Raw genomic sequence first — 23,408 nt, forward strand, 5'->3', positions numbered from 1 at the left:
AATGTTCAATAAAGCATTAGTTGAAAAATTTGAAAAGTTGGAAACACCGTTTTATTACTACGATCTGGAATTGCTTAATTCAACTTTATCACTTTTAATTAAGGAAGCATCAGCGAGAAATTATAAAATTCATTATGCACTTAAAGCAAATTCGAATGACAAGATTCTGAAAATAATCAGTGATTCAGGTTTAGGTGCTGATTGTGTTAGCGGAAACGAAATCACAAAAGCCTTCTCAACAGGTTTTAAAAATGATAATATAGTTTTTGCTGGTGTAGGAAAATCGGATAAAGAAATACTAACCGGACTAAACAAAAACATTTTCTGCTTCAATGTGGAATCTATCCAGGAACTGGAAGTAATAAACTCATTCGCGTCTTCACAAAATAAAATGCACCATTAGCAATTAGAATTAATCCGAATGTCGATGCAAATACACATCACTACATAACAACAGGTCTCGAGGAAAATAAATTCGGAATAAATACCTGGGAGCTTTCAACAATTATTGAGAAACTTTCATCATTAAAAAATATTAATTTGATTGGATTACATTTCCATATTGGTTCTCAAATAACTGATCTTAATGTCTTCAAGGGATTGTGCGTACGGATAAATGAAATTCAAAATTGGTTTGACGAACACCATCTGAGATTGAAGAATATAAATGTTGGCGGCGGATTAGGAATCAATTACGAGGATCCCGACGCCGAATTGATTCCGGACTTTAAATCATACTTTGATGTATTTGAAAAATTTCTTGAAATTCGTCCACAGCAGGAAGTTCATTTTGAAATTGGAAGAGCAATAGTTGGGCAGTGTGGTTCATTAATATCAAGAGTGCTATACATAAAGGAAGGTGTCAGTACAAATTTTGCGATTCTTGATGCAGGGATGACAGAATTAATCAGACCAGCATTATATCAGTCATATCACAAGATAGAAAACATTACTAAATCCGAAACCTTGCCTACCGGCAGGCAAGCCAACAATCCGAAATCCGAAATCAAGAAATATGATGTAGTTGGCCCGATCTGCGAATCATCCGATACATTCGGTAAATCAATCCTTCTTCCGGAAACAAAAAGAGGAGATTTGATCGCCATCAGATCAACAGGCGCGTACGGTGAAGTGATGTCATCTGGATATAATCTTCGAGATAGGATTCAGACCTGCTTTTCTGATCAACTGTGAAATCAAACTATTTTCTTCCGAATCATGTAAACCACCAGGTAAACGTAAATATATTCATACAACGTATCAGTTTAATTTGTTCAAAATTTTATAAGTCCAAAATTGTCGCCTTACGAATTTATTGACGGCTGAAATCAGTCACTATTATCCACAAAATTTGATTTTTCGTAAATATTACAAACGAACTTATTATTTCATTTTAATTTTTAGTAATAATAGTTGACCTACCTTGGCATAGATGGTGCATAATCACATAATAATTGACGACAAAGACAAGAAATAAATAACAATGGATCTTTTCGAACGACATAGAATTTTTATATCAATAACACTTGCAATGGTAATACTTGCAGTTGTCGGTGTTACCGTTTCAAGTTTCTCGCCTTCAAAAAAATCTGAATACTTCCGGGAGTTGAAAGAGATTTATACTACCGTTAATAATTATGACAAAGTAATCGACAGCTGGGAAAGTGCAAGAAATACTTTGGTTGATTTGAATTATTGGTTTGATTTTATTCCGAGATATGATGCGATTAGTGAGGAAGACAATGATGTTCTAATTATGCAGGAAAAGGTTAAAGAATTAGCTATAAAACACCAACTGAGATTTCTCCCTGAAATACGGAAATATTTTGGTGAATATCTTAGCGATAGATTAAACGGTCTAGATTACAAGATAACAATCCTGAATGATGAACGGAATAAGATTGTAGTCTTCACGCATGACAGTTTTACAAAACGCAATCTGTTAGAAAAATTTCACAACACCGTTACAAACGATTTGAGAGTACTTGGTTTCAGGCAGATACGTTACAAGTGGCATGAACTGGAAAAATTGCAGGATGAAAAGTATATACTTTACAACTTCAGCGACCTACCGGATAACGAAATTAGAAAGTATACAATCACTGCAATAAAAAACTAATTCCCCTGAACTTCTAAATTACTCATTAATTTTTTTTCTTTTGTCCAAAAACTCCTTCAATAATTCTATGGAATTACAACAAGGTATAATCCCCAGGTTGTACTTCCCCAGGCAGTAACTGATTGTAATATTGAACCTGATAAAACTGCATCATCAATGTTAAAACCTAAGCCTCCATTCCAAGTACTATTGATGTTTTCATTAACAAATTCTACCCAGGATTGACCATCCCAGTAATATACGATCATATTTTCGACAATTGTGGTATTTTCATCAACATCAACGTAATCATCTCCATTACTTACAAAGTGACTGCCTTTCGGATTAAGCGAAAGAGTACCAACTCTAACAATTCTTGATTGACCATTATTTTCATCTGCGTTATATGATAAAGTTCCTGTACCAAAAGTTACTTTACCATACTTATCAATATGAACATCAACCTGTGTAGTTTCATCAAATGATGGAAACTCATTAGTAAACCTCAATTGTAAAAATCCATCGTATTCAACATTAAAAACCTGAGGTGGACCGGCAGGGTCCTCCTCCGAGCAGGCAATTGCAAACAATACAGGAATCATTAATAGAATCAGGATTACCTTTTTTGTAAACATTTTTTTTCTCCTAACTTTTTTATTAAGACCTTTTCATCAAATTGACGATAATAGACAAAGTACTGATGTGTTGTTTTTCGTTGCTATAATTCTCTGCATTAAAATCCCGGCATTTCCGAAAATTTTATGTTCTTCGGTATTTCAAAATACTTGGAATCAACAGGCACGTTAGTTTTTATTGACGTAACTTCCTGACGTGATTTCATTCCGCCATAGTTCATGTCCATCAACATAAGTATTCCGTTCCAAGTTAATACCTTTCCCATATCACCTTTGAAGCAGACACAATCTTTATCCAGAAATTTTTCGTTAGCCGATCTTTTCATACCCATTTTTGAATATAGATCCTCTGCTACTTTATCATAATCCTGTTTATCCATTTTCATCAATGATTCAATCATTGGATTTTTCATCTTTAAGCCTTCGTCAGGTTTTGAAGGATCGAATATGTACTGATATTCTTTATATGAGATTACCCAACCTTTATTTAATTCTTCTCCCCTTTTAGTATCGAGATTCATTGCTGTTTTCGTTCCATATTCATCGAAATACATAACACCTTTTCCTGTTTCGGAGCCGGTATATTTATATTCGATTATTCCTGATTTGATACCGTATGGTTTAAGAGAAATTTCTTGTGCATGCAATTGAGTCCCAATAATGAATGCAAACAAGTGGAATAGTATTGCTACAGAACATTTTGATAAATTTTTCATTTTAATTTCCTTCCTTTGAAATTATTTTTTAATCAGTTCGACTCTTCTGTTTTTTGCTTTACCCTCTGCGGTAGAGTTATCAGCAATCGGTTTTTCCTCTCCAAAGCCTGCCGAGCTTAATCGTGCAGCATCAATACCTCCTTTAGTGATCGCTTCCACAACTGCCTTAGCGCGTGCTTCAGAAAGTTTTAAGTTGGATTCATTACTCCCCTCTGAATCCGTATGCCCCTCCACACTTATTTTAATATCAGCAGCCTGTTTCATCATTTCAATTATCTGTTCAACAACAGGCATTGATTCTTTTTTTATCGTTGATTTTCCTGAATCAAAATTGATATAAAGAATTGCTTTCCCTGTTTCATTGAGTTCTTTGAGAATTGCATTTGCTGTTATTTCCTGTTCAACCTCGCCTTTTTCAACTATTGTCAGATCATAATAATAGTCGCCTGCATAAACTTCTGCCCATGTTTCTTTATTCCCCTGCTTTAAAAACATATAACCACGGTTTTTGAAAGGTTCATAAATTTGCCCGCCAATATTTTTCATTGCATTAGTAAAGTTCCTTACAATCTTTAGCGGAGCTTCTTCGCAATCGCACTCATAATGAATTGTAGTTAATGTGCCTTCAACAATACTCTCAGTTTCACCATCCAGTGTAAACGTGTAAGTTCCGAATTCTTCAACATTATATTCCGTAATATTGAATCCGGATATTCTGTTGAACATAGGATGATCTTTACTGCCGGAAATATCTTGTGAGAATGATGGTGAGTAAAGGAGAATAAAAAATAGACAGATTAAAACAGTGATTCTCTGTTTCATTTGATGACCTCCTTAAAAATGTTGAAAAAGTTATTTTCAAAACTTCTGTTTCGGAAGAGCTGGCTGGAACTGAATCTCTACTTGTCCTCCCGAAGCAGAGAAAAATTATCACTTGTTAAAATGATATTTTTTTGATAAAAGTCAAGCAGAATCGATTTGTAATTAGCAAACAAAACTGCTTCAAGCATTTACTGAAAGGAGTTTAAGCATAAAATTATTTCGCTCTTATTTTAAAAGTATCATCTTCTTCGTTTCTTTAAAATCTCCCGTCTTGACTTGATAAAAATAAACTCCACTTGTTAAGGACAAGTCGCAACCTGTCCCTACAGCATTAAATTTAACTTCATAACTCCCTGCTGGCTTGTACTCATCAACGAGTGTCGCGACTTCATTTCCCAACAGATCATAAACTTTCAAACTGACATATCCGCCATCGGAAATCCGAAATCCGATATTTGTTGTTGGGTTAAAGGGATTTGGATAATTCTGATGCAGAACAAAATTTTCAGGAGATTTTTCTTCGTTAACAACAAATACAGGATCGCTTGTGTTAAAGAATAAATAATTTCCTTTGTTCTGATCCCAGTTTGTAACTCCCATATCAATATCCCATGAAACTACTGCTTCAACAGTTATCACTGCCCCGGAATCAGGTTGTTCGGCAAGCATTATCCATCCGTTCTCAAGATCGTAACAATATTCGTTCAGTTGGAGAGTATCTTCATCGACAATCACCTGATGGATTGCCTGAACTGGTGTACGCTGCAGGTAAAATATTTTCTTTGTGCTGTCACTAATAAATACTTCCTGAATATTTTGAAGCGCATCGTTATCAGCATCACCCATAACAATAACTTCAACGACACTTGTGCTGGTCGATGTGTACTGCGGAGTTGCTGAGAATGTACCGCTATTGTTCAAATAGATTCTTATTGGCTGCCACCATCCGCCTGTTATTAAATCCAGATCGAGATCATTATCAATATCTGCAAGATTGATACCTGAGCCATATCCGGAAAATGATGATGTCCAGTATGGAGTTGTGCTTAAAGTGCCGTTGTTATTCAAATAAATTTTGAATTTACCCGAGCCGCCAAGCTGATTATTATCTGAAATTGCCAGATCAAGAAATCCATCGTTATTTACATCACCCACAAAAAGAGAATTTGCGTACTGACTTGCATCAGTTGATTGCCAAGTTGGAGTTGTGCTTATCGACGTTCCCGAGTTCGCAAAAATAAAATTTGGGTTGCTTTCTCCGGCAAAGACTACATCAAGATCTCCATCATTGTCAAAGTCTGCCCAATTTACATCATAACTATAAATCGAAGCAGTTCCTTTCCACGAAGGTAGTGTTTCAAGCATACCACCATTGTTGTAGTAAATTCTTGGTTGAGCAGGATTGTTGTAGTATGCTTCACCACCTGCAACTGCAAGATCGAGATCACCGTCTCCATCAGCATCTCCAAATGCACAACTGAAAGTATAAAAAAGGTCACCTGAAATCCAATCGGGATTTGATGATAGAGTTCCGTTGTTGTTTAAATAAAGTTTTACTTTTCCCGGAGTACTGAAACCTCCTGTTCCGATATAAACGGAAACTGCAACATCAGGCCAGCCATCTCCGTTGATATCGCCAAAATCAAGATGACCGTGATAATCTGAATCCGTTGCTTGCCAGTTTGGAGTCGAAGGAAAAGTACCATTTCCGTTATTGTAATAAACGACAAGTTTTTGAATTGAAATATCATTTCCGTTTGCAACAACAAAATCCAGCCAGCCATCTTTATTAATATCTGCGAAGGCACCGCCGGTAGATACACTTAAAATATCAGTCGATATCCAATCAGGATTTTGCGGGAAAGGTACTTGTGAATAATTGTATGAATACAGAAGCAGGAATGAAATAACCGAAGTGAACTCTTTCATTTTAAACCCCGAGTTGATGTTTAATCTGAAATCTAATTTAATCCAATGGTAAATTAGTGATTTTCTGTATTAAACTCATTTAAAAATAAAAAACCCCTCCTTTTGGGAGGGGCTGATCAAAAAAATGCAAATTATTTTATGATTATCATCTTCTTAACATCGACAAATTTATCAGCTTCAAGCCTGTAGAAGTAAATACCTGAAGTTAACGAAACGGCATCAAAATCTACTTCGTGATATCCTTCTTTCAATCTGCCATTCAAAATTTCAGCTACTTCCTGACCAAGTGTGTTATAAACATTTAACCTTACATCTGTCTCAACAGGAATCGAAAACCTGATTGTCGTACTTGGATTGAATGGGTTAGGATAATTCTGCTCAAGCGAGAAGGTGCTCGGGGCAGTTACTTCCACTTCAATAACATTCGAATAGCTGAATGAACCATCGTAATCTATTTGTTTTAATCTATATGAATAATTACCTGAACCTGGTTTTGAATCAGTGTAAGAATATGATTTTGGTTCAGTGGTTGTTCCATATCCAGGAACAAATCCGATCATCTCAAAATCACCTGAAGAAGTTATTCTCTCTACTTCAAAACCTTTGTTGTTAGTTTCAGTTGCAGTTGTCCAGATCAATTCAACATCTGCCCCAAGTGCGTTTACTGTGAATGCAGCTAATTCTACAGGAACTACATATTCTAGGCACATATTATCCCAGTAGACATTATCGTAATTAAATGAGTATCCATTGTAAGTAATTTCAATTTGCGTATTTGCCGCTCCTGAAGCTGGAGTTGTAAAATTACCACTCATAACAATTGGTCCAATGTTCCCAGTTGCATCAGGCTGGTTGTAGAGAATTGTACTTGTTGCACCACCATCATAGGTTACACCAACTGTGATGGTTCCGCTTGGATTAGCATACCAATCAAAGTAATAATTGAACGAATAAGTCATCGATTGATTATCAGGTAATGGAATAACAACCGATCTTATTTTCGAAACACCAGTAAATGAAGGCGTCCAAGTCAATCTCAGTTCCGGAGCCGTTCCTCCTGCAGAACCAGAGTTATTTGCAGACCAGTTCGTTGTACCGAGTGGACCAACAATTGTCCAGTTATTCATATTTGTAAATGCATCACACCACTGTACTAAATTTGGATCCTGAACTGTTGTAAAGCTCCATACAGGACCATTTGTAGAACAAGTATCTCCAATTTCAACAACTCTCCAGTAATAAGTTGTTCCATAAGTAAAAGTCACACCGGTTATTGTCCAGCTTGTTGCAAGTGTACCACTCTGCACAAGATTTAATGAAGAAGGATTTGTACCAAAGTAAAGTTCATTGGTCACCGCACCCATCCCGTTAAGCCAGGTTAACTGAGCTAAATTAAGAGGAACACCTGTTGTGCCATTTGGAGGACTAGGATCAGTAGGTGGTTCGACAGGGCATCCACCAGCTCCCTGGTCTACTGCTGCCCAAAACGCAGTGTGAAAAAGACTTGTTCCGTTATTGTTTCCACCGCTGGATGTACAGCCTCCGTGTGTATGAACACCAACTGCTACATTTGTTAAACCATCAATAACAGGGCTGCCTGAATTTCCACCCTCAGTATCTGTAACATATCTCATCGTAGTTCCACTAGAACCAGCATTTGGTCCAATATGAGTTTGCTGGGTTTGATTAGCGGTACCATCATCAACTCCATAACCAGTAATCCTGATTGAATCCGGGCCTAAATCCTGAACCAGAGGCCAGTAAGCATTCTGTGCCTGCTTTGGCATCAATCCAGTTATAGAGTTCGGAAAAACTTCGAAAACTCCCCAGTCATTACCTACACCACCGTTAGTAAAAATTTTAGTTGATACATTTACAGAATACTGATCTTCCGGACCCGGATGCTGAAGTGTTCCGTTTGGTAAAGAGAGTGGAACGTTAAATTCAACTACTGTTGAACTGCTTCCGTCCAGACAATGACCTGCTGTAGCGAATTTCCCATTTGGAATAATCCAAGCTGTACAGCCAACACTTAATAATCTTGCAGTTGCAGGCTGATTGGAGGCTGTACGGTCATCAGTCGGACCGCACTGTGATTCAGTCGGATCACCTTCAAACCATTCACCTACGACAATCTCATCAATTTTTATATAAACCTGCCTGTCAGTTTGTGCAAGGAATAATTTTATTTCAACAGCATTACCGTTAAAGAACGCGCTGAAATTATTCCATTGTTTCATTGAAACAGCATCGAGTTTCTGCCACTTGTCATCGTAGAGCGATCGTATTATCAAATAACTTTCATTTCCAAGGTTCACATCAGAAAAATGCAGCTGCAACCATGGAATATTGTGTAGTTCAATTTCACCTATTATAATCTCTGATGGATTTGATCCCACAGTTCCGTTCCCATCATAAATTTGAGATTCGAATTGATAAGATTGAATGTAATATTGTAGCGGAGCTGTCTGAGCAAAAATATTCCCTATAAAGAGAGATGAAAAGACCAGAACTACCGCAAAGCTAAAGGATAGTATAGTTTTATTCATATTTTACCACCTGTATTTAGTTGATGAAAAAGATATGATTAATTGCTTCAAAAAAGAATGAATTTGATGCTCAAACTAAAAAAATATTTCGGCAGTATCAACTTTTTTGAATTAAAAATTATTTGATCAGAACCATTTTTTTTGTTTGAACAAAATCACCAGCACGAAGCTGATAGAAATAAATTCCGGAAGATGGATGATGGTTGATGGATGATGGAATAAACTCAACTTGATATTCTCCTGCAGGTTTTTCTTCATTTACAAGAGTCGCAACTTCATTACCAAGTACATCATAAACTTGCAATGTAACATTACTGATTACAGATAACTGATAACTGATTACCGTATTCGGATTAAATGGGTTCGGATAGTTTTGAAACAGTTCAAAACTCTTAATTACATCCTCGTCTGATGTAACTTCAACTACCGTCTCATTAAATTTTAATGAACCAATCCAGGTACCCCACGTATTGGTTGCCTCAACATATTCAATGCTGATCCAAATGCTTAAACTATCACGAGGATCTATCCACGCACCACTATAGTCACCCCACCTGCTTCTTCCTGAACCATTATCCCTGTTGAAATAACTATTCCCGCCCTTCAATTCATGAATTCCGGATGGCATCCCGGTTTTTTTCGAAATTAAAGTATAAAATCCTCCTGCAAATTCTGAAGATGCTGAACAGCTGTAAGAAATAAGAACATTATTATTCTTATCAACTGCTAATGCAGGATAGAAAAAAAATTTTTCACTGTTTCCTATCGCTATATCTTTTAAAACAGTATTTTGGATCGGATTAACAGCTAAATAGTGAAGACTTGACAATTCCGAATTATTTGGATTACGAATACAGTGAACAGCGTGAAGAACACTATCCTTAAAAAAAGGTTCATTTCTCAAGGCAGAAAACCCACCCTGTATCAACACATCACTGCCGCGCTGTTCTGCATCCGGAGAAATTGAATAAGGAATCAACTGATAGACAGCAGCATTTAATATCGGATTTGTGAGTACATCACTTACTGTGTAAACTGCACAAAAATTTCCGCCTGCATTCGGAAGATAGAACAAATAAAAAACGTTTGACGAATCAAACATCCTCGCAGGCCTTAAATAAGAAGCAGAATTTGAACTGCCGGGAATGCTGATATTCCAGAAATCTGTCCAATTCACACTCAGAGGATTTGAGCTTACATAGATATCATCTTTTTTAATTACCCTTAATTTTACATAATTGAAGACACCGCTGAAACTGAATTGGTTTGAGGTTATATAAACTGCTTTATCATCAAACCCTACGCCCGGGTAATCTCCCCAATTGTTTGACGGATTGTTTCCGTTCACGTCGGAACGTAATGCCCAATTATACCAGATCCCATTCGGGTTATCGTCATCCGAAACGGATAAAAAAAGGTAAGATCTTAATTGAATATGATCTACATAAATCCATACCATCAACCATCGATCGTGAAAATGATCGTAGAGAATTTTTGGATCGACAGGGTTTGCATTTCCAACCAGGTTAGAGTACCACTCAGCTGCATTAATCGTGTTGAGTATGTTTCCGCTTTTATCGAATATTCTCAATAAATTATTTACTACTAAACCAACGTGCTCGGGTCCCACGGCTATATAATCATCCGGCGGATTGTAATTTGTTTGCGGAATACCCGGAAAAGATTGAAGCAAAATGAGACTGTCCGACTGGCTTTGTCTGTCAGATTGCAGATTGTAAAAAGTCCTTTCAATATCAGATGATTCATAAAAATTGATGTTTTGATAAATTAATTCAGGTTCAGAATTATCAATACTTCTGTATTCTGGTTGTGATTTAACGCTGAACGAAAAATCATCAGTATTTAAAATGATGCCTTCCGGAGCAGAACCTCTTTCCGGACCATCGTAAGTGATTTGTCCTTCAGCAGAATTAGATGTTACAGCAATAATAAAGAACAATCTTAAGAAAGCACCGATTAATTTATGTGTAAGTATATTCAAAACTAGCTCATATCAATTTCTATTATTTGATTAATAACATCTTCTTACTTTCAACATATTCACCGGCTTTCAGCTGATAGAAATAAATTCCGCTTGGTAAATCACTTATTCCAAACTGACCGGAATGACTAATCGTGTTAAACTCAACTTCATAAATACCAGCTGGTTTTTCCTCATCAACGAGTGTTGCAACTTCCTTACCTAAAACATCATAAACTTTTAAGGTCACGAGTTGAGATTGCTTCACTCCGCTCGCAATGACAGATGTAATTGAAAATCTGATTATTGTACTCGGATTAAACGGGTTCGGATAATTCTGATAAAGTGTAAACTCCTCAGGAAACTCGTTTCGTTTCTCTTCTGAAAAAACCGGCTCACCGATTATGAAAAATCCTGCAGAAGTAATTGATGAAACCGTGTCAGTGCTGGTGTAAACTGTATATCTAATTCTGCAAGTATCGGTTGATGCCGCTGATTCAGGGATAATCCACTGAAAGTGACCGTTGTTCGGAAGATCATCAGCAATAACATTCCACGGACCACTTGTATCATTAGCTGAGATTTCCAGTTTTACAAGCGATGAAACTCCTGCTGGCACTTCGCTTATCCATTTTATAGTCTGGACACTTTGAACATTTATTTTTCTGTTGGGAGAAGGATAAACCGGCGTTATAGTCAGACTGTCCGCTGGTGAATTTTCTTTAAAGAAACGAAGATGATTCTGATAATTAATCCATGTTCCTTCTTCATCAACAAGAACGATATCAGGATAGCCGTTATGGTCGGCATCACCATCAATTCTGAAAGCTTTATAATCTCCGGGCGAAGATAATGTGAATTGTGCTGCTTGAGTCCAATTGCCAGCACCATCTCCAAGCCAGACTGTTACTATTCCATTTCCAAACCCGACAACATCAGTGTAGCCATCTGAATTCATATCATAAATTTGAGTAGCTTCATATCCACCTGAAACTGGCAAGCCATTCGACATTGAAGTCCAGATAATTCCAGAGCTCCATTTCCAAATTTCGACACCACCATTGTTATTTGCGATTGAAAGTTCATCGGTACCATCGTTATCAATATCTCCGAGGTCGGGGCCATCGCTATAACCGGCACGCGCTACTGTAAAATTTCTGTTTGATCATTTATGTAAACCGTTCCGTTCTGCTGCGAAACTGTAAAATCGGGATAGCCATCATTATTCACATCGCCGAAAACAAAATCCATCGAAGAATTCCCGCCAGTGAATCCGAATGACTGAGTCCAGCTTCCATTACCATTATTTAAATAGATATGAACACCGGCACAACAGCCAAAAGAATTTGCACCAATATCCAGATCTCCATCGCAGTCTACATCAGCAAAATCTGTACAGAACATTCCCCAATCTTCTCCGTTTGTTGCGAGTCCGTTATCCCACGGAGTCCATGCAGTTCCTGATCCATTACCAAGTGCAACTTCAAGTATCTGATCGCCAAGATCTTCACCGGAATAGTTATGATGTATCCCATAACCTACATCAAGTTTTTCGTCGTTATTTACATCGCCGATTGCAACTCCGCCGTAGCCAAAATTTCCGATTTGTACAACCGACCAATTTGCACCGGTTCCATTTCCAAACCAGATCATAACTCCGTGTTCTCCGGTGTTGATGTAAGGTGAGCCATGATCGCCGACTGAAACAATATCTAGATTACCATCACCATTCATATCTGCAAGTTCAACTTCTGTTCTTCCGCCTTCAAGAAATGGATTGTTCAATCCGCTTGAAGATTCAACATAAGTTGGTATGTATTGCGGAAAGATTGTTGAAATACTGAATAAAATTAATAGTAATAATTTTTTCATCAATCCTCCTATTTGAGATAGACCATTTTTTTTGTTTGAGCAAAGTTATCTGCACGAAGTTGGTAGAAATAGATTCCGGATACCAGGTTCCTGATACCAGATGATGCATCGAAAATCACTTCATATTCTCCGGCAGGTTTCTCTGCGTTAATAAGCGTTGCAACTTCATTTCCTAACCCATCGTAAACCTTCAATGTTGTAAAGACGACCCGCCGGGTCGTCTCTACTGATGGAATAGTAAATTTTATTTTTGTGGTTGGATTGAATGGGTTAGGATAGTTTTGTGATAATGCAAACTCAACCGCATTAAGCTGATTTTCTTTAATTGAAGTAACACCACCATTTTCTGTAAATAAAATCTTTCCGCTGTCACCAACAGCCCATCCGGTTGTATCATTTATAAAGAAGATTGAATTCAATACTCCATTTCCGGCGTACTGCTCATTCCAGTTAATGCCTCCATCTACAGTCTTTAGAATAAATGCTTCATGAGGGTTTGGTGGAATAAACATTTTAAAACCTGCAGCATAAACTGTAGAATCATTCGGACACGAAATTGAATGGATATATTCACCGGGGGCAAACTTTTGGTTAAACCAAGACATACCTCCATCGGTGGATTTTGATATATCATAACTACCGAGTGTGTTACTGCTAATCCATCCTGTCTGATGATTTGCAAATCTTATACACATTGGAGAACCAGCAAGATTTGCTGTATTCTGTGTCCAATTCGTTCCACCGTCCGTCGTTTTACTTACAGCCCAAATTGTTCCAGCCCATCCATAATTCTCGTCTATAAAAAACATAGCATCATAATATTCATCAGGAAGATTATATTGAACCGACCAGCTAGTTCCCCCATCGGTTGTTTTGCTTATAAATGTTGCAAGATCGATTATATAGTAAAGCTGCCAACCTGTATTTGCATTGATAAATTGCAGTGCAACTAAATTTTCAGGAGGTCCAAATGGTTGAGCAGACCACGTTGCACCGCCATCTGTTGTACTGACTATCAGATGATACTGATAAGCCCACCCATAGTTTTCATCAACAAAAAGAATTTCTCTAAGATCTTCTGTAGTTGTTGAATTCTGTTCAAACCAATTTTCGCCGCCATTTGTTGTTTTTAAAATTACACCTTCATTTCCACAAGCCCAACCTGTATTTTCATCGATAAAAAAGACTGATTGAAGATGGAAAGTGGTTCCGCTGTTTTGCTGATACCATTGTGCAGATGCGGCAACTACCGGAATAAAAACCAGAAAGAATATTTTATGGATTTTCATAATAACATCCTTTATTATTAAATATTTGAATTTATTTCAATAAAACCATCTTCTTAGTTTCTGAAAATTTTCCTGATTGCAGCTTATAAAAATATATTCCGCTTGGCAGATTCCGGACAGAACCGGAATGACTACTTGCATCGAATTCAACCTGATGATATCCTGCTTCCATCTCTTCATTAAGTAGTGTCCTAATTTCATTTCCGAGAACATCAAATACTTTTAGCGTTACATTTTCTTTCTGAGGAATTGAAAATTTAATTGTAGTACTCGGATTAAATGGATTAGGATAATTCTGCGCCAGTTCAAAACCAATTGGTGAACTTATTTCCACTACTTCATCCAGATCATAATATTTATATATGCCATCGAAATCAATTTGCTTTAATCTGTAACTATATCTTCCCGGATTTAAGTTCTCATCAATAAATGAATAAGATGATATTTCTGTAGTAGTTCCTCTCCCCGGCACAAAACCTATTTCTTCCCATCCTGACTCCTGACTTCTGACTCCTAACTTCTGTCTCTGAACCTCAAATCCCTGATTGTTAGTCTCTGTTGCCGTTGACCAGACAAGTGTAACTTTATTTTGCTGAACATTCGCTGTAAAGTTTGTTAGCTCGACAGGAATATTATCAGGTTCCGTATACTTTAGAATTACTCCGCTGTTACCAACAATCCACGCGTGAGCCGCATCTGTCATATAAATATCATCAAAAGTTGAAATTGTATAACGTGGTTCCAAAGCCCAATTCATTCCACCATCGGTTGATATGTAAACATAACCACTGGCACAAGCTGTCATTCCAAGAGTTCCAAGTACAGGTGATTCAACAAAATGAATACCCCAGACAGTATTATCAGGTGGTATTGCTGCAGAAAGCCAGTTTACTCCGCTGTTCGTTGTGTAGTATGTATTACCTCCGGTTCCACCTGCAATACCTCTGTCACGATCAATGAATGAGATTCCATAAGTTCCCAATCCACCAACTGCAAGCTGCTGCTGCCAGGTAACTCCGCCATCAGTTGTGCGGGAAATTCTTTCACCGGTCCCAGCAACCCATCCGTATAGTGAATCAACCATATCCATATCCCAGGGATTGTAACCCGTGATAGTCGAAATAATATTCCAATTGAATCCACCATTAGTTGATTTCGCAACGGTACCGTTATAAGCAGCTACTATTCCATAATTATCATCAACAAAATCAATTGCGAGTATATCCGAATTTGTTCCTGTGATTCCTGTTGCAATTAAATTCCAGTTGTTTCCTCCGTCAGTTGTAACGATAACATTTCCCGCATCGCATCCCGCAATTGCATGATTCGGTGATGGTGCAACAACTTCATTTACATCGCCTGTGTAAGGAGAAACCTGCTGTGTCCAGGTAAATCCGCCGTCAGTCGTTCTTGCAGCGAAACCTGTTCCCACCACATAACCATTTAGTGTATCTGCAAAACTTACATCCCTTATTCTGCTACTCGTAAATCTATATCCGAGTTCATTCCATGTTGCGCCGCCATCGGTAGATTTAAAAAAGTATCCGCTACTTCCGGAAAGATAAGCCGCATTATCAGCACCAAATCTCACTGAATAAAAAGTTATTCCCGATGGAAAACCAGCGACAGGTAACCACGTATTGCCTCCATCTGTAGTTCTGAGTACTGTGCTTGTAGCTCCACATGCAAGTCCAAACTGGTTAAAATCATCAAAGTCAATTGCCCAGAGCTGATTTGTTCCACCCGGATCGTATACTGGAGTCCAAGTTGATCCAGCATCTGTTGTTTTTGCAATCCTGTTTCTATGACCTACAACAAATCCTGTGAATCCTGTAGCTGTTGGTGGAAAATGTACTCCGCGATAATTGGTTGATGTAGCAAATATCATCGGAACCGAACTCCACGTTGTTCCACCATTAGTTGTTTTGACTAATGCATCATTGCTGCCGACAACGTATGCTTGGGATTCATCAGTTGCATAAACTCCGTACAGAGTTTCATCGGTTACTGAAGTATTCGACTGTGAGAACCAGGCGTCTCCGCCGTTAGTTGTTTTGATTATAAATCCATTAAAACCTATTGACCAACCAATATTCTGATCTATGAAAAACACATCATACTTTGTTGTATCCGGTGCATTGCTTTGCCACGTCCAAGTTAATCCTCCGTCAGTTGTTTTATGAAGACGTTCTACAAAGGAACCAACAGCCCAGCCAGTATTATCATTAATAAAATAACAGCTTCTGTAAATCCCATCACCGCCGATTTGAACTATATCCCAGTTTTGTCCTCCGTCGTGTGTAACAATTGCTTCACCCTGACCGGTAACAGTTATGAATCTGTTTTCAGATGGCGCTGAACCGATGTATGATGTATTTGGAGTGGGATGCGGATTCATTATTCTCCACTGTGAAACAGCAGATATTGAAAGCAATATTACGAGTGCGAACGGTAAAAAAACTTTTTTCATTTGTTTTTCCTTTGTTTACTGAATTGATGGATGATAAAATTTATTTTAAGAGAATCATTTTTTTAGTTTGAATAAAATCTCCTGCGTTAAGCTGATAGAAGTAGATTCCTGATATCAGACCTTGCCTACCGGCAGGCAGGTTCCCGATACCTGATAAAGCATCAAATTCAACTTCATATTCTCCGGCTGCAAGTTCTTCGTTAACGAGTGTTGCAATTTCATTGCCAAGGATGTCGTATACTTTTAATGTTGTAAAGACGACCCGCCGGGTCGTCTCTACTAATGGAATTGTAAATTTTATTTTTGTTGATGGATTAAATGGATTAGGATAGTTTTGCTCAAGTTTAAATTCTGATGCAATTGGATATTCTTCGTCATCAACTCCTACTGCTGTTGTATCGCCGTAAACTACTCCGTCAATTATGCAACCTTTTAATACATAGGTATCATAATTATTATAATCCCAATCGAAAAACATACTATCCAGCCCAATGTCCTCTGTTAAAGAATATGTGGGTTTGGGAATACCAGAACCTATTTCCTGAAATAATCGCTTGGTTTTTGTAAGTCCCCATTTTTCAAACAGAGTGTCTCTAATCACTAGCGTAAATGAACTACCCGGAAGATAGAACCTGAAGCTAAGGACAGTATCTCCAGGTTCAGCAAGTAAATCATCAATTAAATATTCATCATCGGGCAATCCGAGGCTTTCATCATATTTGTAAATTTTTGAAGTTGATGAATCAATTCTTTCATATAAGATGCTGGCCCCAGGATAGCCAGGTGTGTATGTTTTCCAGATATAATATAATTTATCATTAGGCTGGAGGTAGATTCCGTCGACTTCCATCATATACAGATTTTGGTGAGTGTTCCCATTATTGAAATGATATCCATCATAGATCCATTTATTGCCAATTGAGAGTGGATAGAGATTTAATATTTCATTTGACATTAAGTTACTTTTAACCTGCTGATCTTCCATCCCCTTGAGGTTGGAGAATTGCGCTGAATTATTTGTCTGAGAAAAACTATTTGTTAATAAAATAACAAATAAAAAAACTTCATACTTTTTCATAACTCCTCCTATTTTAAGAGAATCATTTTTTTTGTTTCTGAAAATTGACCAGCCTTCAATTGATAAAAATAAATTCCTGAAGATGGAAGATGTTTGATGGATGATGGATCAAATTCAACTTCATATTCTCCTGCCGGAAGTTCTTCGTTAACGAGCGTTGCAATTTCATTTCCTAATACATCGTAAACTTTTAAGGTTACATTACTGGTTACCGGTAACTGATAACTGATTACTGTACTTGGATTGAATGGATTCGGATAATTCTGCTCTAGTTTAAATTCTGAAGCAATTGGGTTTTCCTCGTCATCGATGCCGGTGAGTGTTGTATCTCCATATAGAATCCCATTTAATAAACAACCTTTTAGTGTACGTTCAGAATACATTGAATATCCAATTAAAGTCGAAACCCAATAGTCCATACCAATATCTTGAGTATATGAAAAACGGCTAAAAGAAGGATAAGCATATCGAATGAAATTTTTTCTAAGCTTTGTTAATCCCCATTTATAAAATGTATCAATACTAGTTACAATTAAATATGCAGGAGAAGGACCAGATGGATTAAAAGTAATTAATGTATCTCCTACTTCCCCCGTTAAATTCGCAACAACATATTCGCTTTGAGGAAGATTTGGATTCTCATAATAACGATATACTTTTCCTTCTACAGTGTCGATTCTTTCCAGAGAATGGTAATTGTTTTCCTTCAAATGATAATACATTTTACCATTTGCAGCGATTGAATCACCTATAACTTCATTCAACGCAACACCGTATGTTATATTTGGATTAACTACCGTTACAGTAAGATAAACCCACCTGTTACCTATCGCAAGTGGATAGAGATTTACTATCTCACTGGTTAATACATTACTTTTACCCTGCTGATCTTCCTTCCCCTTCAGCTCAGAGAATTGCGGCGAGACGACTGTCTGTGAGAGAGTATTTGTAAAAAGACAAGCAATTATTAAAACTACATACTTTATCATAACTCCACCTATTTTAAGAGAATCATTTTTTTCGTTTGAGTGAATGAACCGGCTTTAAGCTGGTAGAAATAGATTCCGCTGGTCAGATTCCGGACTTCGCCGGAATGACTGTAGAATGTTACCTCGTATTCACCGACAGGTTTTTCTTCATTAACTAAAGTTGCGATTTCATTTCCGAGTACATCATAAACTTTTAGTGTTACATTACTGGTTACCGGTAACTGATAACTGATAACCGTACTCGGATTAAATGGATTCGGATAATTCTGCTCAAGTTTGAATGCTGTTGGATTTGGATTTTGCTCATCTTCAACACCGACTGTAGTCGTATCACCATACACAACTCCGTCGATTATACAACCTTTTAGAGTCGTAAAGTTTTCTCCGAAATCAAAACTACTGTATATTGAATCCACTCCAACACCTTGAGAGAGTGAATAAGTATATCCGGTCAAATCAAAAATGGTGAAAATTTTTCTACCTCCCTGGATTCCCCATTTATCGAAAGATCCTTCGCCGACACAAATGAACGGAAAATAATCCTGATACTGATGTCTGCTGCTCCAAATGGTATCACCAACTTCAGCAAAAAGATCATCAATGAGATATTCATCGCTAGGCAATCCCAAAGTGTTATCAAATCTGAATACTTTTCCGGATGAGGAATCAATTCTTTCGAAGATTATCGGAGGATAATTAAAAGTAGTCAGATCATATATTTTATAATATAACTTCCCATTCGCCAATAATGTATCCCCTATAACCTCACGATAGGTTATTCCGCTAAACCCATGCCATGTTGTATCAGCCCACCAACCCCAGTAATCATAAACCCATTTATTACCAACTGCAAGCGGATAGTAGCTCAATACTTCCTGTGGAACTGGTAAGCTTTTAATCACCTGAATTGTATCTGGTGTAATTTCATAAATTTTATATTTTGTTGCAGCGTAAAGTTTGTCAGAGTTAGGCTTTTTGTTGATGCCAACTATTTTTCTTTCAAGAGTTTTGTAAATGCTGAAGTTGTTACCGTAATCAGTCGATACTAAAATGTTTTTCTTATCTGCTAAATAAATTGTTCCTGAAGTTGATTCATCAATGCTAATAAAAATTTTAGAATCACTTGAATATTTTGTTTGCCAGGAGAATGCTTCCCCTTTGTCTGAAGATACTCTTAATGTTTGATTACCAAATAATCTGTAAATATGTAATTGGTCAGAATCATATAAGATGAACAATGAACTCGCAGGTTGATTCAGCACATCGACTAAATGAAAAGTATTACCGCCATCAATCGACCTGTACAGAAAACCAATATAATTTTCTGCAAATAATAAATTATCATCAAAAGGATTTAACGATAAAAACATTAGTGTGTCGCCAACTGGTATCCAGTTGAATCCGCCATTAGAACTTTTAATTGTTCCATCATCAATAAATCCTCCGGCATAAATCAGGCTGTCATCAAAACTTGAAATATCTATATGATTGACTTCACAGCAAAGATAATTAAGCATTACATAATCACTATCGAATCTCTTTATATACGGTCCTGGTTCCCAGGAGCCCATCGAACCACAAAAAATATATTTTGAAAAATCATCATCCCAGAAAGTGTAATCTTTTACCGTTCTGAAGTATGACATGACCGGATCTGAGTGACTATAATCTTCCAGAAAAAGTGAATCTGACGAAGTCGTTAAATCGAAATGATAAATATCATTAGTCATATTATAGAATGGATCGTTTGTATAGGATGTATAAATCCTGTAAAACAGATGTGTATTACCAAACTGGTCTTCCATCCCATTGAGTTCGGAGAATTGCGGTGAGATGCTTGTTTGTGAAAAGTTATTTGCTATATAACAAATAAAAAAAAGTACTACCCATTTTTTCATAACCTCTCCTGGTTATTATTGCGAAACGTAAGGAATTATCGGCAGGAAATCAACCTGGAATTATGGCCAATTAATAAAAATGTCATTTCTGCGATACATCATCTGGCGGAGAGTTTGAAATATTCTGCTCAGATTTTTCAGATTCTGGAATTCGACGGAATAAACAAGGTGAATAGTCATTCCCGCAAGTCCTGATTTTAGTCAGGACGCGTCGGGAATCTGGAATTCAATTTTGCTTGTAGATTCTGGACTCGTTCACTTTCGTGAACTTCGCCAGAATGACATAACAATTATCGTCATTCCTGTGAACGGAGTGAGTCAAAAATCTGACTTAATTTCCTTGCCAGATTCTGAACTCGTTCACTTTTGTGGACTTCGCCAGAATGACTTAACGATTATTGTAATTCCTGTGAGCGAAGCGAATCAGGAATCTGACGCTGGCGAAGGATTTCAAAAAGCAGTATACCCGTTGCAACGGATACATTGAGAGATTGGATTTTACCAGTCATCGGAATCTTCACAAGAAAATCGCACTTACTTGCAGTAAGCTTTCTGATTCCTTTTTCTTCATTTCCGACAATTAGTGCAATTGGAATTTTGTAATCGACATTGGTGTAGTTCTTTGCATTCTCTAATGATGATCCAACAATCCAAAATCCTTTTTCTTTCAGCTCATCGATTGTCTGTGAGAGATTATTTACCTGGCAGATTTTTACATGCTCAGTTGCGCCAGCAGAAACTTTTGTGACTGTCGAAGTGATTGTTGCACTGTTGTGTTTGGTGAGAATAATTCCATTTACTCCGCTGCACTCTGCCGACCGGAGAATTGCACCAACATTATGCGGATCCTGAATTTCATCCAGAATTAAAATTAGCGGGTATGAAGATTTTTTCGCTTCAGAAAGTATTTCATCGAATGAAGTAAATTTAAAATCTTGTTTAAGCGCGATTACTCCCTGAGCGTTTTGTGATGGTGTGTACGATCTGAATCGTTCAAGTGGAATCTGGTTGCACTTTATTCCCCTCTTCTTTGCGGCAACACGGATTGCGTTGATTATGTTCCCCTGCTGTCCGAAAAGAAGATAAACCTGCTCTATTTCTTCGTTTGAATTTAGTGCTTCAAGTACAGGTTTTCTGCCAATGATAATGTTCATCTTTTAATTGCAATGGAACGCTGATAACGCAGATTTTTTATGATCAGCGCAGATCAGTCTCATCAGTGTCATCTGTGTTCCATTATTTTTTTATAGTGGATATTAATTCGTGGATTTTTTCCAAAGGTATATTCTTTTCAGAGCTATCACTCATATTTTTCAATTTAAACATTCCTTGTTTGTATTCATCGCCACCAATAAATAAAACATACTTTGCATTCAGTTTATTCGCTTCTCTCATTTGTGCTTTTACGCTTCTCTGCAGATAATCAAAATCAACAGAGATATTTTCCTTTCTTAATTTTCCAGCAAGTTCGCTGACGACTGATTCTAAATCGTTATCAATCCTGATTAGATAAGCATCAATTGATTGTTCCGGCAAAGCAAAACTTTTTTCATTTTCGCAGGCGAGAAGAATTCTTTCTATTCCACCTGCGAATCCCGTTGCGGGAGTTGGTTTCCCTCCAAGTATTTCGATAAGCAAATCATATCTTCCACCACCGCAAAGTGCTGTTTGTGCACCAACGCTTCCACTGTCGATTTCAAAAGTGAGTTTTGTGTAGTAATCCAATCCTCTGACAAGCGCGGGATCGATTACAAATGGGATTCCCGATTTTGCCAGCTGATTTTTTACAATCTCAAAATCATTTTTACTTTCTTCATCGAGATTATCAATAAGCTTCGGTGCATCTTTTATTATTTTCTGATCGGATTCAACTTTGCTGTCAAATATGCGGAGTATGTTTGTTTCAAATCTTCTTCTGCTGTCTTCGGAAAGATTGGATTTTTTATCTTCAAGAAAAATTTTGAGGACCTTTTTGTAATTCTCTCTTGTCTCTGGTGTCCCAAGCGAATTTATTTTAACAGTAAGATTTTTTAGTCCGAGTGATTTCAGAATTTCATAAGCCATCTGTATCATCTCAGCATCAAGTAAAGGAGATTTACTTCCGATTGCTTCTGCACCAAACTGATGAAATTGTCTGAATCTTCCTGCCTGCGGTCTTTCCTGCCTGAACATCGGTGACATATAAAATAATTTTACCAATGACTGCTGTGCACCGAGTGAGTGTTCAACAAAGGCACGAACTACTGCAGCAGTCATTTCTGGTTTGAGTGTAAGGCTCGTATCACTTCTATCTTTAAAGGTGTACATCTCTTTGCCAACGATATCCGTTTCCTCACCAATGCCTCTGGCAAACAGAGCAGTCTCTTCAAAAACAGGTGTGCGGATTTCTTTGTAATTAAAATTATTGAATACTCTTTGGACAATATTCTCGAGATATTTCCAGCGTGAAATATCGGATGGCAGGATATCTTTTGTGCCTGTTACAGCTTTAATCATTTTAAAAACAGAAGTGAATTTGAGATGTTTTGACTAAACATCGGAATAACTCTGCTCTTCATCCTGGAAAATTTTCAAAATAGATTCCGGACTTTCAGCTTCAATCAACTTTTTCCTGAACTCTTCATTGTTCATCAGTCGGGAAATTCTGCTCAGAAGTTTAATATGCTTTGCAAGAAGAGTTTCTTTCCCGATAAGTAAAAAGACAAGATGCACTGGTTCGCCGTCAAGTGAATCGTATTCAATAGGTGTTGAGCTTTTTCCAAATGCCGCAAGAATATCGGTAACCGAATTCGTTTTGCCGTGCGGGATTGCAAAGCCTTTTCCAACCCCGGTTGACATTTTTTCTTCTCTTTCAAAAACACATTTTCTTATCTCATCAAGATCAATAACACGCTCATCACCTTTTAACAGATCAACCAGCTCATTAATCACATCTTGCTTATTAATGCTTTTAAACCCGGTAAGAATATTTTTCGTACTTATAAGTTCGTGAACTTTCATAATCAATCATTAATTAGAATAATTTGAATTGCAGTTGTGAATTTAGTTATCAGGTATACCTTTCACAAACTATTTCTTAAAA

Annotated in this window: 17 protein-coding genes and 1 pseudogene; 2 read left to right on the forward strand and 16 right to left on the reverse strand. The window is 37.2% G+C overall.

Annotated elements, in window-relative coordinates:
• Position 1: 1 nt before the first annotated feature.
• Both lysA and IPM14_08020 read left to right on the forward strand, forming a co-directional pair.
• Positions 2-1,194 (forward strand): annotated as a pseudogene (lysA, locus tag IPM14_08015) (diaminopimelate decarboxylase).
• 289 nt (positions 1,195-1,483) lie between these two features.
• Entirely contained in the window at positions 1,484-2,119 is a 636-nt protein-coding gene (locus tag IPM14_08020) for a hypothetical protein (GenBank protein ID MBK9098046.1), read from the forward strand.
• A 65-nt stretch (positions 2,120-2,184) separates the two neighbouring features.
• Here IPM14_08020 and IPM14_08025 read toward each other — a convergent pair whose 3' ends face one another.
• The 16 genes from IPM14_08025 to IPM14_08100 all read right to left on the reverse strand — a co-directional run bounded on the left by IPM14_08025 (position 2,185) and on the right by IPM14_08100 (position 23,326).
• Positions 2,185-2,733 (reverse strand): hypothetical protein, encoded by a 549-nt coding sequence (locus IPM14_08025; protein ID MBK9098047.1) that lies wholly within the window; start codon positions 2,731-2,733, stop codon positions 2,185-2,187.
• A gap of 98 nt (positions 2,734-2,831) precedes the next feature.
• Positions 2,832-3,449: a hypothetical protein gene (locus IPM14_08030; GenBank protein ID MBK9098048.1), complete on the reverse strand. Its 618-nt coding sequence runs from the start codon at positions 3,447-3,449 to the stop codon at positions 2,832-2,834.
• 21 nt (positions 3,450-3,470) lie between these two features.
• The gene (locus tag IPM14_08035; GenBank protein MBK9098049.1) at positions 3,471-4,271 is read right to left on the reverse strand and encodes an OmpA family protein; all 801 of its coding nucleotides are present in this window, start codon (positions 4,269-4,271) and stop codon (positions 3,471-3,473) included.
• A 225-nt stretch (positions 4,272-4,496) separates the two neighbouring features.
• Positions 4,497-6,200 (reverse strand): T9SS type A sorting domain-containing protein, encoded by a 1,704-nt coding sequence (locus tag IPM14_08040; GenBank protein ID MBK9098050.1) that lies wholly within the window; start codon positions 6,198-6,200, stop codon positions 4,497-4,499.
• 131 nt (positions 6,201-6,331) lie between these two features.
• Complete coding sequence (locus IPM14_08045) at positions 6,332-8,749, reverse strand: T9SS type A sorting domain-containing protein (GenBank protein MBK9098051.1); 2,418 nt, start codon at positions 8,747-8,749, stop codon at positions 6,332-6,334.
• A gap of 118 nt (positions 8,750-8,867) precedes the next feature.
• On the reverse strand, positions 8,868-9,377 hold the full coding sequence (locus IPM14_08050) for a T9SS type A sorting domain-containing protein (protein ID MBK9098052.1): 510 nt from the start codon (positions 9,375-9,377) through the stop codon (positions 8,868-8,870).
• 1,396 nt (positions 9,378-10,773) lie between these two features.
• On the reverse strand, positions 10,774-11,742 hold the full coding sequence (locus IPM14_08055; protein MBK9098053.1) for a T9SS type A sorting domain-containing protein: 969 nt from the start codon (positions 11,740-11,742) through the stop codon (positions 10,774-10,776).
• Positions 11,743-11,873: 131 nt separating this feature from the next.
• Positions 11,874-12,602: a VCBS repeat-containing protein gene (locus IPM14_08060; protein MBK9098054.1), complete on the reverse strand. Its 729-nt coding sequence runs from the start codon at positions 12,600-12,602 to the stop codon at positions 11,874-11,876.
• An 8-nt stretch (positions 12,603-12,610) separates the two neighbouring features.
• Positions 12,611-13,891 (reverse strand): T9SS type A sorting domain-containing protein, encoded by a 1,281-nt coding sequence (locus IPM14_08065; protein MBK9098055.1) that lies wholly within the window; start codon positions 13,889-13,891, stop codon positions 12,611-12,613.
• 31 nt (positions 13,892-13,922) lie between these two features.
• Complete coding sequence (locus IPM14_08070; GenBank protein ID MBK9098056.1) at positions 13,923-16,361, reverse strand: T9SS type A sorting domain-containing protein; 2,439 nt, start codon at positions 16,359-16,361, stop codon at positions 13,923-13,925.
• 40 nt (positions 16,362-16,401) lie between these two features.
• Entirely contained in the window at positions 16,402-17,211 is an 810-nt protein-coding gene (locus IPM14_08075; protein MBK9098057.1) for a T9SS type A sorting domain-containing protein, read from the reverse strand.
• 236 nt (positions 17,212-17,447) lie between these two features.
• Positions 17,448-17,858: a T9SS type A sorting domain-containing protein gene (locus IPM14_08080; GenBank protein ID MBK9098058.1), complete on the reverse strand. Its 411-nt coding sequence runs from the start codon at positions 17,856-17,858 to the stop codon at positions 17,448-17,450.
• Positions 17,859-18,436: 578 nt separating this feature from the next.
• Positions 18,437-19,798: a T9SS type A sorting domain-containing protein gene (locus IPM14_08085; protein ID MBK9098059.1), complete on the reverse strand. Its 1,362-nt coding sequence runs from the start codon at positions 19,796-19,798 to the stop codon at positions 18,437-18,439.
• Positions 19,799-20,721: 923 nt separating this feature from the next.
• Complete coding sequence (gene rlmB, locus IPM14_08090) at positions 20,722-21,480, reverse strand: 23S rRNA (guanosine(2251)-2'-O)-methyltransferase RlmB (protein MBK9098060.1); 759 nt, start codon at positions 21,478-21,480, stop codon at positions 20,722-20,724.
• 82 nt (positions 21,481-21,562) lie between these two features.
• Positions 21,563-22,822 carry a histidine--tRNA ligase gene (locus tag IPM14_08095; protein ID MBK9098061.1) on the reverse strand — a complete coding sequence of 420 codons (1,260 nt, stop codon included), beginning with the start codon at positions 22,820-22,822 and terminating at the stop codon, positions 21,563-21,565.
• Positions 22,823-22,855: 33 nt separating this feature from the next.
• Positions 22,856-23,326 carry a PTS sugar transporter subunit IIA gene (locus IPM14_08100; protein ID MBK9098062.1) on the reverse strand — a complete coding sequence of 157 codons (471 nt, stop codon included), beginning with the start codon at positions 23,324-23,326 and terminating at the stop codon, positions 22,856-22,858.
• Positions 23,327-23,408: the final 82 nt, after the last annotated feature.

This window comes from bacterium, from assembly GCA_016716565.1.
In the GTDB taxonomy this organism is placed as follows: Bacteria; Bacteroidota; Ignavibacteria; order Ignavibacteriales; family Ignavibacteriaceae; genus IGN2.

Coding starts and splice junctions, on each gene's coding strand:
- IPM14_08020 (MBK9098046.1), top strand. CDS start 1,484: ATGGATCTTTTCGAACGACATAGAATTTTTATATCAATAACACTTGCA.
- IPM14_08025 (MBK9098047.1), bottom strand. CDS start 2,733: ATGTTTACAAAAAAGGTAATCCTGATTCTATTAATGATTCCTGTATTG.
- IPM14_08030 (MBK9098048.1), bottom strand. CDS start 3,449: ATGAAAAATTTATCAAAATGTTCTGTAGCAATACTATTCCACTTGTTT.
- IPM14_08035 (MBK9098049.1), bottom strand. CDS start 4,271: ATGAAACAGAGAATCACTGTTTTAATCTGTCTATTTTTTATTCTCCTT.
- IPM14_08040 (MBK9098050.1), bottom strand. CDS start 6,200: ATGAAAGAGTTCACTTCGGTTATTTCATTCCTGCTTCTGTATTCATAC.
- IPM14_08045 (MBK9098051.1), bottom strand. CDS start 8,749: ATGAATAAAACTATACTATCCTTTAGCTTTGCGGTAGTTCTGGTCTTT.
- IPM14_08050 (MBK9098052.1), bottom strand. CDS start 9,377: ATGCCATCCGGAATTCATGAATTGAAGGGCGGGAATAGTTATTTCAAC.
- IPM14_08055 (MBK9098053.1), bottom strand. CDS start 11,742: ATGTCGAATGGCTTGCCAGTTTCAGGTGGATATGAAGCTACTCAAATT.
- IPM14_08060 (MBK9098054.1), bottom strand. CDS start 12,602: ATGAAAAAATTATTACTATTAATTTTATTCAGTATTTCAACAATCTTT.
- IPM14_08065 (MBK9098055.1), bottom strand. CDS start 13,891: ATGAAAATCCATAAAATATTCTTTCTGGTTTTTATTCCGGTAGTTGCC.
- IPM14_08070 (MBK9098056.1), bottom strand. CDS start 16,361: ATGAAAAAAGTTTTTTTACCGTTCGCACTCGTAATATTGCTTTCAATA.
- IPM14_08075 (MBK9098057.1), bottom strand. CDS start 17,211: ATGGAAGTCGACGGAATCTACCTCCAGCCTAATGATAAATTATATTAT.
- IPM14_08080 (MBK9098058.1), bottom strand. CDS start 17,858: ATGGACTATTGGGTTTCGACTTTAATTGGATATTCAATGTATTCTGAA.
- IPM14_08085 (MBK9098059.1), bottom strand. CDS start 19,798: ATGTTTTTATCGTTAAATCCTTTTGATGATAATTTATTATTTGCAGAA.
- rlmB (MBK9098060.1), bottom strand. CDS start 21,480: ATGAACATTATCATTGGCAGAAAACCTGTACTTGAAGCACTAAATTCA.
- IPM14_08095 (MBK9098061.1), bottom strand. CDS start 22,822: ATGATTAAAGCTGTAACAGGCACAAAAGATATCCTGCCATCCGATATT.
- IPM14_08100 (MBK9098062.1), bottom strand. CDS start 23,326: ATGAAAGTTCACGAACTTATAAGTACGAAAAATATTCTTACCGGGTTT.